At 66.5% G+C, this 12,884-nt stretch carries 14 protein-coding genes; 1 reads left to right on the top strand and 13 read right to left on the bottom strand.

What is annotated here, in order from left to right:
* The first annotated feature begins 85 nt into the window (after window positions 1-85).
* Window positions 86-646, top strand: a complete 561-nt coding sequence (locus L0976_RS02985) for a cysteine hydrolase family protein (protein ID WP_234186031.1) — start codon at window positions 86-88, stop codon at window positions 644-646.
* Here L0976_RS02985 and L0976_RS02990 read toward each other — a convergent pair.
* From L0976_RS02990 to L0976_RS03050, 13 genes are all read right to left on the bottom strand, one after another.
* Window positions 643-1,158, bottom strand: a complete 516-nt coding sequence (locus L0976_RS02990; protein ID WP_203319408.1) for a hypothetical protein — start codon at window positions 1,156-1,158, stop codon at window positions 643-645. The genes L0976_RS02985 and L0976_RS02990 overlap by 4 nt on opposite strands.
* 59 nt (window positions 1,159-1,217) lie before the next feature.
* The gene (locus L0976_RS02995) at window positions 1,218-2,324 is read right to left on the bottom strand and encodes an ABC transporter substrate-binding protein (protein WP_234186032.1); all 1,107 of its coding nucleotides are present in this window, start codon (window positions 2,322-2,324) and stop codon (window positions 1,218-1,220) included.
* Complete coding sequence (fhuF, locus tag L0976_RS03000; RefSeq protein ID WP_234186208.1) at window positions 2,321-3,073, bottom strand: siderophore-iron reductase FhuF; 753 nt, start codon at window positions 3,071-3,073, stop codon at window positions 2,321-2,323. The genes L0976_RS02995 and fhuF overlap by 4 nt, the downstream gene beginning before the upstream one ends.
* 172 nt (window positions 3,074-3,245) lie before the next feature.
* Window positions 3,246-3,419, bottom strand: a complete 174-nt coding sequence (locus tag L0976_RS03005) for a DUF1328 domain-containing protein (RefSeq protein ID WP_203319410.1) — start codon at window positions 3,417-3,419, stop codon at window positions 3,246-3,248.
* A 216-nt stretch (window positions 3,420-3,635) separates the two neighbouring features.
* Window positions 3,636-5,063: a gamma-aminobutyraldehyde dehydrogenase gene (locus L0976_RS03010; protein ID WP_234186033.1), complete on the bottom strand. Its 1,428-nt coding sequence runs from the start codon at window positions 5,061-5,063 to the stop codon at window positions 3,636-3,638.
* 23 nt (window positions 5,064-5,086) lie between these two features.
* Entirely contained in the window at window positions 5,087-5,902 is an 816-nt protein-coding gene (locus L0976_RS03015) for an ABC transporter permease (protein WP_234186034.1), read from the bottom strand.
* Window positions 5,892-6,842, bottom strand: coding sequence for an ABC transporter permease (locus L0976_RS03020; protein ID WP_234186035.1), 951 nt, complete (start codon window positions 6,840-6,842; stop codon window positions 5,892-5,894). The genes L0976_RS03015 and L0976_RS03020 overlap by 11 nt, the downstream gene beginning before the upstream one ends.
* Window positions 6,839-7,837: an ABC transporter ATP-binding protein gene (locus L0976_RS03025; RefSeq protein WP_234186036.1), complete on the bottom strand. Its 999-nt coding sequence runs from the start codon at window positions 7,835-7,837 to the stop codon at window positions 6,839-6,841. The genes L0976_RS03020 and L0976_RS03025 overlap by 4 nt, the downstream gene beginning before the upstream one ends.
* Window positions 7,838-8,149: 312 nt before the next feature.
* Entirely contained in the window at window positions 8,150-9,310 is a 1,161-nt protein-coding gene (locus L0976_RS03030; protein ID WP_234186037.1) for an ABC transporter substrate-binding protein, read from the bottom strand.
* Window positions 9,311-9,495: 185 nt separating this feature from the next.
* The gene (locus L0976_RS03035; RefSeq protein WP_234186038.1) at window positions 9,496-10,272 is read right to left on the bottom strand and encodes an SDR family oxidoreductase; all 777 of its coding nucleotides are present in this window, start codon (window positions 10,270-10,272) and stop codon (window positions 9,496-9,498) included.
* Between the two features lie 186 nt (window positions 10,273-10,458).
* Complete coding sequence (locus L0976_RS03040) at window positions 10,459-10,680, bottom strand: hypothetical protein (protein ID WP_203319417.1); 222 nt, start codon at window positions 10,678-10,680, stop codon at window positions 10,459-10,461.
* Window positions 10,681-10,857: 177 nt separating this feature from the next.
* Window positions 10,858-12,201 (bottom strand): HAMP domain-containing sensor histidine kinase, encoded by a 1,344-nt coding sequence (locus L0976_RS03045; RefSeq protein WP_234186039.1) that lies wholly within the window; start codon window positions 12,199-12,201, stop codon window positions 10,858-10,860.
* Window positions 12,198-12,854, bottom strand: coding sequence for a response regulator transcription factor (locus L0976_RS03050; RefSeq protein ID WP_203319419.1), 657 nt, complete (start codon window positions 12,852-12,854; stop codon window positions 12,198-12,200). Before L0976_RS03050 ends, L0976_RS03045 begins: the two co-directional genes overlap by 4 nt.
* Between the last annotated feature and the right edge of the window lie 30 nt (window positions 12,855-12,884).

Below are 12,884 nucleotides of genomic sequence, written 5' to 3' on the forward strand. Positions count from 1 at the left end.
CGATCGTCCGGCGTTCCGTCACCTTGCTGCGCGAAACCGGACGGAAAAGCAACTATCCGTCGGTCATCGCTTCAAGGAGAGACCGATGCCGACCATACCGGAAAACGCCGTCCTGATCCCCATCGACATGCAGCGGGCCTTCGACGCCACACCCTGGCCGCGGCGCTGGAACGACAGGCTGGACGAGAACGGCCTTGCGCTCGTCACCGCCTGGCGCGCCGCCGGGCGTCCGATCATCCATGTGCGCCACGACAGCGTCGAGCCAGGCTCCACGCTGCGCCCCGAGGCGCCGGGCAATGCGCTTCGCCCCGGCTTCGAGCCGAAGGCGGGCGAACCGCTGGTCACGAAAAGCGTCAACGCCGCCTTCATCGGCACCGACCTCGATCTGCGCCTGCGCCGTCTCGGAACCGATACGGTCGTGCTGTTCGGCATATCGACGGACATGTGCGTTTCCACCAGCGTGCGCGTCGGGTCGAACCTCGGCTACCGGGTGATTCTCGTCGAGGATGCCTGCGATTGCTTCGACCTGCCGGACGGCAAGGGCGGGACCGTCCCGGCGGAGGAGATCCACCGCGCCCATGTCGCGACGCTGCGGCACGAATTCGCCGCGGTGTGGCGGACCGGCGAAGTGCTGGCGTCCCTCTAGCGGCCGGCGGCCCGCACCTCGCGCACGCCGAAGTCGAATTGCGGCGTCGTCACGGGGTTGAGGTCTATGCCGGGAAAGACCGCGAAGGTGCTGAAGGGCTGGGTTTCGCCCGGCAGCACGCGCAGCACGACGAGCGCGCTGTCGCGGCCGGCCTCCCGGCAGGCGCCGCTCGGGCAGTCGGAGAGCACGACGTCGAGACGGAAGGACTGCATGGGTGCGCTGCCCTTGTTGGTGACATGGCCGGTGACGCGATAGCTTGTCTTCGTCTGGCCGGCGCTTGCCTGCATGTCCGAGAGGTCGACGCTGTCGACGGTGAGCGCCGGCGTTGCCGTATTCGACGTTACCGGTCCTTCGGACGGCGCGCGATCCTCGACGAACCAGATCAGGATCGCCGCGGCAAGGCCGATGGCAACCGTGATGGTGAGGACGGGTTCGACCCAGCTTTGGAAACGCCGGAAACGCAGTGCGAGATAGAGAGTAGCCGCTGCCGCGACCGCAAATGCCCAGATCATTCAGGTCCTCCTGGACATTGTATAGCCTGCGTGGCGCGCGCCCGGAAGGGCAAGCCGGGTCAATTTGCCTTGAGGTCGATCCAGTAGGCGCCGTCGAAGGGCACGGCGGCGAAGCGGTCGTTGATTTCCTTCAGCGTCGCCGCAGGGTCGACGCCGGAAAAGACGTCGGGACGCAGCCAGCGGGCGAAGGCTTCCGCGGCGAGGATGTTGAGCGGCACGGCGTTGAAATAGTTCCACAGGCCATGGACGCGCCCCTCGCGCACCGCCCGCAGGCTGGCGAGCGGCGGGTTCGCGACGATGCGCGCCAGCGAGGCCTTCGCCGCCTGCGGATCGACCCCGGGGCCGATGGTAAGCGACGTATAGGCGCCGTCCGGCAGGCCCGTCGCGATATAGGCGTCCGGGTCGGCTGCCACGATGAATTCCGCGCTGACGCTGCCGCCCTGTTTCGGCAGCGCCTCGGCGATGTTGCGGCTGCCGGTGACGGCGAGGAACTCGCCAAGGCCCCCCGTGCCGAAGGCGAAACAGCACTTCTCGGGATTGGGCAGCCCGTCCATGAAGACGCTGGGACCGGGTTCGGGATGGGCGGCCGCGCTTTCGCGAAGGCGATTGACGCGCCCCTCGTAGAAATCGGCGAAGGCATTCGCCTGGTCCTCCCGGTTCAGTATCTTGCCGAGGAAGCGCATGTTGGCCGCAGTGTTTTTCAGCGCATCGCTGTTGAAATCCACCACCACGACCGGAACGCGGGCCTGTTCGAGGAAGGCGATCGCCTGCCTGCCCGTGTCGGTGTCCGCCTGCCAGTTGGCGAGGATGGCAAGGTCCGCGTTGAGCGACAGGAGCGCCTCGAAGGAAACCGTGATGCCGTCGCCGATGACGGGCACGTCCGCGATGGCGGGAAATTTCTCCTTGAAGCGCGGATAGAGGCCCGCCGTGTCGTTCTTCATGTCGCCCGCCCAGCCGGCAAGCAGGCTCACCGGGTCGGGATGGATGAGGGAGAGCGCCACGAGGTCGAGGCCGGTGCCGAGCAGGATGGCCTTCGGCTCGGCCGGGATGGTGACCTCGCGCCCGAACGCGTCCGTCACCGTCAGCGGATAGTGTTCCTGCGCGCGGGCGGAGCCGGCCACCAGCAGGATGAGGGTGGCGAGGACGGTGAAAAGGCGTTTCGTCATTGCTTCCTCAGTTCGGGCAGGGCGCAGAGTTCGCCGCAGCCCGCGATGCCGGGCAGCTTGTGGCGCAGGCAGCAGACCTTGCGACGGCAGTGGACAACCTCCCCTTCCCTCTCGTGGCGAAGGCATCCATGGAAAGGATTGCGGCTGCCGTCGGCAAGCCGCGGGCTGTCGAAAAGCGGACGGGCCGGCCAGCGGTCGCCATCCTCGGAGGTGGAATCGGCGGTGGCGTTGAAGGCGTAGTCGATGTAGACGGCCGCGTTGTTCCAGGCAAGCCGCCGGGAGATGCCGGCCTTTTCGGCGAGGATCGCGACCACGCCGGAAAGGTGGCGCTCCACCAGCGGCGTGACGAAGTCGACGAGGTCGGCTCCCTCGCTCCAGTCGCCCGTGCCGGAAAGGCCGAAGGCGCGGGGCAGGCCGTCCTCCCCGAGCGCGATCGTCATCGTATCCAGGGCGATCGGAAGCGCCGTCTCCGCGCGCCGGGCGATGACATAGGGGATCGCCAGCGCCGAGAAATAGTAGAGCGACCAGAAGGAGGCCGCCGCCCGCCTGTCGGCGCCACCGAAGCTTTCGGCGTAGCGGTCGAGCGTCTCGTCGAGCCCGTCACCGGCCAGGAAATCGGCAAGCGGCACGGCGTCCCCGAGATCGGACGAAAGCATCATCTTCTCGCCGCAGGCGGCGAAGGCGCCGGTGAAAATCGCCTTCAGGTCAGGCCGGAAGACGGGCGCGGGAGCCATGCCGGAACGCGCCATCACGCCGCCTTTCCCGGCGGCTTGCGGCTGCCGCCCGTCGGCGCTGTGCGGGAAAGGTCTGTGCATGGGAAGAATGTGCGATCGCGTTCTATAATATGAACGCTTTTATCAGGATTTCATCCTCCCGCACAAGCCGCAAGGCGAGGCAGATCGTCCCACCGGGAACGCCCGCTCAGAAAGCGAGGCTGCCGGCCATCACCGCAAGCACCAGGAAGATGAGGAAGATGACAAGGGCGAGCACGAAGAGCACCTTGGAAATGGTGGCCGTCGCGGCCGAAACGCCGGAAAAGCCGAGGAAGCCGGCGATCAGCGAGATGACGAGGAAAATGAGTGCCCATTTCAGCATGGCGGTGCCTCCGGTGAAATCGGAGGAAAGACGCGCGGCGGGCAAAAATGTTCCGTCACATGGGGCACAAGCCGTTGTCCGGCAGGGCATGTCACGAGGGCAGGACGGCAACGGTCGGCAGATCGCCTGCCGGGGGAAGATCTAGCCACGTCCCCCTTCTCCCACCTGCGGGGAGAAGGGGCAGACGGCGCTCGTTCCGTCCCATGCAGACCGCGCTCAGCCGTGATTGATCATCACATGGCGGACGGCGGTGTAGTCCTCCAGCGCGTAGATCGACATGTCCTTGCCATAGCCGGATTGCTTGACGCCGCCATGCGGCATCTCGTTGGTCAGCATGAAGTGGGTGTTGATCCAGGTGCAGCCGTATTGCAGGCGGGAGGCCGCCTTCATCGCCTTGCCGATGTCCTTCGTCCAGACCGAGGAGGCAAGGCCGTAGTCGCTGTCGTTCGCCCAGCCGATGACCTCATCGGCATCGGAAAAGCGCGTGACGGAGACGACCGGGCCAAAGACCTCGCGGCGCACGATCTCGTCGTCCTGCGTCGCGCCGGCCACCACCGTCGGCTGGAAGAAGTAGCCGTCGTCGCTGCCGGGGCGCCCGCCCGCGGTGATCTCGATATGCTTCACCTCGGCGGCGCGCTCGACGAAACTCGCCACGCGGTCGCGCTGGCGCTTGGAGATCAGCGGGCCGATTTCGTTCTGCGTGTCGTCCGGATCGTTGTATTTGATGGTCGAGACGGCGGCCGAAAGGTCCGCGACGAGCTTGTCGTAGATGCCGTCCTGCGCATAGATGCGGCAGGCGGCGGTGCAGTCCTGGCCGGCATTGTAGTAGCCGAAGGTGCGGATGCCTGAGACGACCGCTTCGAGATCGGCATCGTCGAAGACGACGACCGGGGCCTTGCCGCCGAGTTCCAGATGGGTGCGCTTGACCGTCTTGGCGGCGGCGGCGAGCACCTTCTTGCCGGTGGCGACGTCGCCGGTGATGGAAACCATGTTGATCTTCGGATGGTTGATCAGCGCATTGCCGACCGTCTCGCCGCGGCCGAGCACGATGTTGACGACGCCTTCCGGCAGGATTTCGGCCAGCAGCTTCGCCATCTTCAGCGCCGTCAGCGGCGTCTGCTCGGAGGGCTTGAAGACGACGGTGTTGCCGCCGGCAATGGCCGGGGCAAGCTTCCAGGCCATCATCATCAACGGATAGTTCCACGGCGCGATGGAGCCGACGATGCCGACCGGGTCGCGGCGCACCATCGAGGTAAAGCCGGGCAGGTATTCGGCGGCGACCGGCGCGTGCAGCGAGCGGATGGCCCCGGCGAAGAAGCGCCAGCAGTCGACGATGGCGGGCAGTTCGTCGTTGCGGGCGGCGTTGATCGGCTTGCCGCAGTTGAGCGATTCGAGCGCGGCGAAGGCGTCGGCGTCCTTCTCGATGGCGTCGGCGATGCGCAGGAGATAGCCGGAGCGCTCGCCGGGCGTGGTCGTCGCCCAGGAGACGAAGGCCTTTTCGGCGGCGGCGACGGCGGCGTCGATCTGCGCGTGGGAGGCCTCCGGCAGGTCGATGATCCTGGCGCCGGTCTTCGGGTTCAGGATATGCTCTTCCGCTTCGGTGCCGGCCTCGAAGCGCGAGCCGATCAGCATCTGGGTGTCCATGACGTTCTCCCTTGTCGTTGGGTTCATTTGCCGCTGCCGGCGACCTGGTCGCCGTCGCGGGTGAGGTAGTAGGCGCCGAGGATCGGCAGGAAGGTGACGAGCACGACCACCATGGCGACGACATTCGTCACCGGCCGCTGGCGGGGGCGGACCAATTCTTCAAGCATCCAGATCGGCAGCGTGGATTGCTGGCCGGCGGTGAAGGTGGTGACGATCACCTCGTCGAAGGACAGCGCGAAGGCGAGCATGCCGCCGGCGAGCAGCGCCGTGCCGATATTCGGCAGGATCACGTAGCGGAACGTCTGGAAACTGTCCGCGCCGAGGTCCATCGAAGCCTCGATCAGCGAGCCGGAGATGCGGCGGAAGCGGGCGACGGCATTGTTGTAGACGACCACGACGCAGAAGGTCGCGTGGCCGAGCACGATGGTCCAGAAGGAGAAGGGAATCTCCACGAAGGAGAAGGCCGAGCGCAGCGCGATGCCGGTGATGATGCCGGGCAGCGCGATGGGCAGGATCACCAGCAGCGAGATCGTCTCGCGGCCGAAGAAGCGCGTGCGGGAAACGGCGGCGGCGCAGAGCGTGCCGAGCACCAGGGCGACTGCCGTCGAGATCGACGCGACGCGGACGGAAAGCCCCAGCGCGTCCCACACGTCCGGCCGGTTCCAGGTGGCAGCGAACCATTTGAGCGTATAGCCCGGCGGCGGGAACTGGTAGCTCTTCTCCTCCGTGGTGAAGGCGTAGAGGAAGATCAGGAGGATCGGCAGGTGCAGGAAGGCAAGGCCGGCGCCGGCGGCGATCTTCAGGCCGAGCGGGGCGGAGGTGTTCTTGTCAGAGCGCATCGAAGGCCCCCTGTCGCTTGGCCATCCAGAGATAGAGACCCATGATGACGATCGGCACGACCGAGAAGGCGGCGGCGAGCGGGATGTTGCCGGCCGTGCCCTGCTGGGCATAGACGGCCTGGCCGATGAAGAGCCGCGACGAGCCGATGATCTGCGGGATGATGTAGTCGCCGAGCGTCAGCGAGAAGGTGAAGATCGAGCCGGCGATGATGCCGGGCAGCGCCAGGGGAAACAGCACATGGCGGAAGGTCTGGCCGGGATTGCCGCCGAGGTCGGCGGAGGCCTCGATCAGGTTGCCCGGCACGCGCTCCAGCGCGGCCTGGATCGGCAGGATCATGAAGGGCATCCAGACATAGATGAAGACGATGAAGGTGCCGGTATAGCTGATCGAGAGCGACGAGCCGCCGACGACCGGCAGCGACAGCCATGCATCGAGCAGCCACGAGAGATGCAGCCTGGCGAAGAACCAGGTGAGGATGCCTTCCTTGGCGAGGATCAGCTTCCAGGCGTAGATCTTGACGAGGTAGCTCGACCACAGCGGCAGCATGACCCCGAGATAGAAAATGACCTTCCATTTGCCCTTCGCATAGCGCGCCGCATAGTAGGCGATCGGGAAGGCGATGGCGGCGGAGGCGAGCGTCACCAGCGCGGCCATGAGGACGGTGCGCAGGATGATGTCGAAATTCGAGGGAATGAGGAGCTGCCGGTAGGTGGCGAGCGTGAACTCGTAGTTGATCAGCCCGGAAAAGTCGTCGATCGAGAAGAAGCTCTGCAGCAGCAGCGCGAGGAGCGAGCCGAGATAGATGATGCCGAGCCACAGCAGCGGCGGGGTCAGCATCAGCAGCAGCAGAATCTTCGGGTTGCGCCAGAAGAAATCCGAAAGCCGCCCGGAAGCGCCCTGCCGGCGCGCGAGGATGGTGCTGTCGGCGAGCGCGCTCATTGCGCACCGTCCATCGTGTGCAGGTCCTGCGGCAGGAAGGACAAGGTGACGGTCTCGCCCTCGGCCGGCACGGCAAGGGACGCCGGCACCATGGCGGCGATGCGGGCGCCCGCCGCCTCGACCGTCACCCGGTTCGCCGCCCCGAGGAAGCTCCGCGCCACCACGCGGCCGTCGAACTGCTTGCGGCCGGCGCCGGTGTCGCCGAGCACGATGTCTTCGGGCCGCAGGCTCGCATAGCGCCGGCCGAAGCCGAGATCGTCGACGAAATCCGGCGGCAGCACGTTGGAGGAGCCGACGAAATCCGCGACGAAACGCGTCTGCGGCCGCTTGTAGACCTCCTCCGGCGTGCCGAGTTGCTGGATCCTGCCGTCGTTGAACACGGCGATGCGGTCCGCCATCGACAATGCCTCGCCCTGGTCGTGGGTGACGAAGATGAAGGTGATGCCGAGCGACTTCTGCAGCGATTTCAGCTCCTCCTGCATCTGCTCGCGCAGCTTGAGGTCCAGCGCGCCGAGCGGTTCGTCGAGGAGGAGCACGCGGGGGCGGTTGACGAGCGCCCTTGCCAGCGCCACGCGCTGGCGCTGGCCGCCGGAGAGCTGGCCGGGCCGGCGCGTGCCGTAGCCGGGCAGCTTCACCATGGCGAGCGCCTCTTCCGCCGCCTTCAGCCGCTCGGCCTTGCCGATACCCTTGACCATCAGGCCGTAGGCGACGTTCTCGAGGATCGAGAGATGCGGGAAGAGGGCATAGTCCTGGAACACCGTGTTGACGTTGCGCCGGTACGGCGGCACGCCCTCGGCCGTCTCGCCGAAGATCTCGATATGGCCTGATGTCGGCTGCTCGAAACCGGCCATCAGGCGAAGGCAGGTCGTCTTGCCGGAACCGGACGGCCCGAGCATGGCGAAGAACTCGCCCTCGGCGACGGCGAGGTCCACGCTGTCGACGGCGCGCACGGCGCCGAAGTGGCGGGATACTTGCTGGAACAGGACGGCGGTCATGGGAGCTCCCGATGGTTGGTTCCTGGCGATGGGCGGGGGCGTCCATCGCGGGGCGTCGTCGTGGCGGAAGAACGGCGCACGCCCCGGATCTTCCGCGGAACGGCTTGTCGATAGATGTTGTGAGGGGCCGTCCTGCCCCCTCTCCCCGGCGGGGAGAAGGTCGCGGCAGCGGGATGAGGGGAGCCGGAGGCGAAAGCCCCTCATCCGACCCTTCGGGCCACCTTCTCCCCGAGGGGAGAAGGGATGTTCGGCATCGGCGTGCCTCTATACGGCCACCGTCGCATCGTGCGGCCCGGTTGGAAGGCCGTAACCTCAGCGCCCGCCGATCACGCCGATATAGTCGGAAACCCAGCGGTGATAGGGCACGCATTCGCCCTGGCTTTCGCACTTGGTGGTCGGCGTGCGCCAGAAGGCGATCTTGTCGAAGTTGTCGAAGCCGTTCGTCGCGCAGCCCTCGTCGGTCAGCAGCGCATTGCCCTTGCAGGCGGCCGGAACCGAGGGAACGGCGCCGAACCAGGCGGCCGCGTCGCCCTGCACCTTGGCGGACAGCGAGTGCTCCATCCACATATAGGCGCAGTTCGGATGCTGGCTTTCGGCATGCAGCATGGTCGTGTCCGACCAGCCCGTCACGCCCTCTTCCGGGAAGGTCGAGGCGATGGGCTGGTTCTCCGCCTTCATCAGGTTGACCTGGAAGGGCCAGGAACCGGAGGCGACGACGCCTTCGTTCTTGAAGTCGTCGATCTGGATCATCGCGTCGTGCCAGTAGCGGCCGACGAGCGTGCGCTGAACGCGCAGGAGGTCGAGCGCGGCCTTGTACTGGTCTTCGTTGAGCTCATAGGGGTTCTTGATGCCGAGCTCGGGCTTGTGCGCCATCAGGTACTGCGCGGCATCCGCGATGTGGATCGGGCCGTCATAGGCCTGCACGCGACCCTTGTTCGACTTGCCGTCCGGCAGCGTCATCTCCTCGAAGACGACCTTCCAGCTCTTCGGCGCCTCGCTCTTGAAGGCCTCGGTATTGTACATCAGCACGTTTGGCCCCCAGAGATAGGGCGTGCCGTAGTGAACGCCGTTCACCGTATGCCAGGGCGCGCTCTGCAGGCGCTCGTCGATGGTCTTCCAGCTCGGGATGAGGTCGGTGTTGATCGGCTGGACGCGCTTGCCCGCGACGAGGCGGAGCGAGGCGTCGCCCGAGGCGGTGACGAGGTCGAAGCCGCCCTCGTTCATCAGCGCGACCATTTCGTCCGAGGTCGCGGCGGTCTTCACCGTCACCTTGCAGCTCGTCTTCTTCTCGAAGTCGGTGACCCAGTCATAGGCCTTGTCCGTCTCGCCGCGCTCGATATAGCCGGCCCAGGCGACGATGGAGACCTCGCCCTCGCCGGGGCCGAGCTCCTTCAGCGGCTCCTGCGCGATGGCGGCGGTGGTGAAGGCGAGCGAAAGGGTAAGCGCGGTGCAGGAATGCAGAAGTCGCTTCATGACAGTCTCCCGGTTTGGTCCGCTTCGAGCGGTATTGTTCCCGGATGGAAAGGTGCCGCGCTTTTGCCGCTTTCGCAAATTCATTAATCAGAATGGCGCTATCGGAAATTCCGAAACCAGCGGAATCTCGCGACAGCTTGGCGTTTCAAGCCAGGCCCTGCCGATGCGCCGGAAGTATCCCCGCCCTACCCTCGCCCGACGAACGGCATCGCCGTCGCCATGACCGTCATGGTCAGCACATTGGCGTCGAGGGGCAGGCTGGCCATGTAGACGACGGCGTCGGCGACGTGCCAAACCGGCATGGTGGGCTCGCTGGCGATTTCACCGTTCGGCTGGAGCACGCCGGCACTCATCCTTTCGGTCATGTCCGTCGCCGCGTTGCCGATGTCGATCTGGCCGCAGGCGATGTCGTACTTGCGCCCGTCGAGGGCGGTCGACTTGGTGAGCCCGGTGATGGCGTGCTTCGTGGCGGTATAGGGGGCGGAATTCGGCCGCGGCGTCGTCGCGGAGATCGAGCCGTTGTTGATGATGCGCCCGCCGCGCGGGCTCTGCGCCTTCATGATCCTGAAGGCGTGCTGGGTGCAGAGGAACGCGCCCGTGAGGTTTGCGGCAAGGATGCTCGACCATTCCTCGAAGGGAATGTCCTCGAGAAGCGCCGGCGAGACGTTGGTGCCGGCATTGTTGACCAGGAGGTCAAGCCGGCCGAACGCCCGCTCGACTTCCGTAAACACCGCCGCCACCTGCGCCGGGTCGCCGACATCGCAGGCGATGCCGCGGACGGGATTGCCTGTCTTCGCGGAAATCTCCAAAGCCGCGGTCTCCAGCACGGCAAGCCGCCGCCCGGTGATGACGACCCGGTAGCCTTCGGCGCTGAGGCCGCACGCGACCGCAAGCCCGATGCCCGTTCCGCCACCCGTTACCAGGGCGATCCTGCCCTTGCCGGTGCTGCCCCAATCCGTCATGTCCGACACTCCTCCAGAATCGATGCCACAGGCCCTGCGTCAGGACCTATCGCGACGAGGAGGAAATGTCATCGGCGGACACGATATACCACCCGGAACCGGTATGCCCCGGCTCCGGGCGGCAGGCTTCTTGATCATGGCTCCTGCTTCACGAAACGCAGAACTCATTCGAACAACAGGCGTTGATCAGGAATGCAGAAGGATGCGCTCACGGCGTTCGTTCATCGCCGCAAGGCCTTGCTGGATATGAATTTTTCGGGCGTCCTCCATCGCGGCCGCGATGGTCTCGGTGATCACGCGGAGGCTGTCGTCCGATACCAGCGGCGATGCCGCACGGGATTCGGCTGAATGCAGTTTGCAGAGCGCGCTGGCCAAAAGCTGCGCGTATTCTTCCGGTTTGCGACCCATTGTCCCTGTTCCCCAACCTTTTTATTATATCCACATAAAACCACAAAAAGCGGCACAAAGCCACAATTTTCTCACATGGAAACGAATAAAATCGGGAAGGCCTCCGCGCCCGGAAAAGAAGCGAAACATTGGAAAACGGGACTGTACGCGACGGCCGGGTCGGGCCGCGCGGAGATGTCAGGCCGGAACGGAAAAGACGATCTCGGCCTGGAAACCGTCAACGCGCCCGGGGATGGGTGACGTCAGGACAAGACTTGCCCGCATCTGCGCGAGCAGCCGGTCGGCGATGGAGAGACCGAGGCCAGAGCCGGCGGCCAGTGTCCTGCCGCGGGCGAAGCGCTCGCGCACGGCGGCAAGCTCGGCCTCGCCCATGGGCGTCGCGGCGTTTCGGATGCGCACCGTGCCCCTTTCGGTCAGGCAGATGTCGACCGGCGCATCCGCGCTGCCATGCAGGAGCGCATTCTCGATGAGGTTGCGCAGCACGATGGCGAAGGCATCCGCCGCCCCCTCACGTAGCGCCGGCCCGGCCAGTTCGCTTTGGAAACGGATGCGCCCCGCATCGTCCGAGGCGCGCTGGAAATCGGTGACGACGACGCCGATGACGTCCGCCACGTCGAAGGTGGTTTGCGCCACCCCGATGCCGGCTTCCGCACGGGCGAGCTGCAACAGCTTCTCCGTCAGCCTGGCGAGCTTCTGCAGCGAGGCTTCGATCTGCCGGGCCCGGCCGCGCGCCGGGGCATCCGTCAGGCCGGCAAGCAGAAGCTGCGTCTGCGCCAGCGCGCCGGCGATCGGCGTGCGCAGTTCGTGGGCGCTGTTGGCGGTGAACTCCCGCTCGGCGGCCAGCACCGCGCGCAGCCGCGCCAGCAGGAGGTTGACCGAGCGCAGGATCGGCTTCAGCTCCTGCGGCAGGCCCGCCGCCTCGATGGCCGCCAGATTGCCGCCGTCCTTCTCGCCGATCGCCGCGCGCAGCGTCTCGACCGGGGCCAGCACGCGCCGCACGACGAACCAGACGGCCGTGACGGTCAGGGGAACGATGAGCAGCACCGGCAGCAGCAGGGCGAGCGAGCCTTCCCGCGTCGCCTCCCGCCGCTCGGCCGCCGAATCCTGTACCTGCACGAAGATCGTTTCGTCCATGGTGGCCGCGGTGTAGATGCGGCCCTTCTCCCCCTGCCAGAAGCCGACCTTCAGCGGCGCGCCGAAGGGCCGGGCGGCGGCGGTATGCGAATGCAGCAGCACGCGCCCGGTCGCATCGCGCACCTGGTAGGTCAGGTATTCCTCCTCTACGGGGCCGCGCGTCGCCTCGATGCGGCGCGAGTCGTTCGGATCGTCGCGATGCCTGAGGTCGTCGACCACCAGCGGCACCAGCCGCTCGGCGGTCTCCTGAAGGGCGCTGTCGAAGATCTCGCCGAACTCGTCATGCATGACGAAGGCGCCGAAGCCGACCGCCACCAGCCAGAGCAGCGTGATCGTCACCGTGATCCACAGCATGAGCTGGCCGGCAAGGCTGCGCACCCGTCTCATCGGCCCAGCCTGTAGCCGATGCCGCGCAGCGTCTCCACGCAGGTCCGGCCGAGCTTCTTGCGCAGCCGGCTGACATAGACCTCCACGGTGTTGCTCTCGATCTCCGAGCCGAAGGCGTAGAGCGCCTCCTCGATCTGGCCCTTCGAGACGATGGCGTCCGGCCGCGCCGCAAGCCGCGCCAGCACCGCCCATTCCCGGCTTGAGAGATCCACCGGCACGCCGTCGCGCAGCACGCGGCGGTCGGCGAGCCGGATGACGAGCGGCCCGGCCTCCACCGCCGGAAGCGCGGCGCCCGCATAGCGCCGCGCGACGGCCAGCATGCGCGCGCCGAGCTCGCCGAGATTGAACGGCTTGACGAGATAGTCGTCCGCCCCGCTGTTCAGCCCCTCGATCCGGTCGGAAATCTGGTCGTGCGCCGTCAGGATGATGACGGGCGTGACGGCGCCCGACCGGCGAAGCTCCTCCAGCAGGCTAAGCCCGCTGCCGTCGGGCAGGCGCAGGTCGAGCAGGACGAGGTCGTAGCCGACCGTGCCCGTCGCGGTGCGCCCGTCGTCCAGCGTGCGCATCCAGTCCACGGCATGGCCGAGACCGGACACGTAGTCGCGCACCGCCTCGCCCAGAACCGCGTCGTCCTCGATCAGCAGAATTCTCAAGCGCCCGGCTCTCCGCATCGCGGCGGCAAT

It is taken from the genome of Shinella sp. NM-101 (assembly GCF_021401195.1).
GTDB lineage: Bacteria > Pseudomonadota > Alphaproteobacteria > Rhizobiales > Rhizobiaceae > Shinella.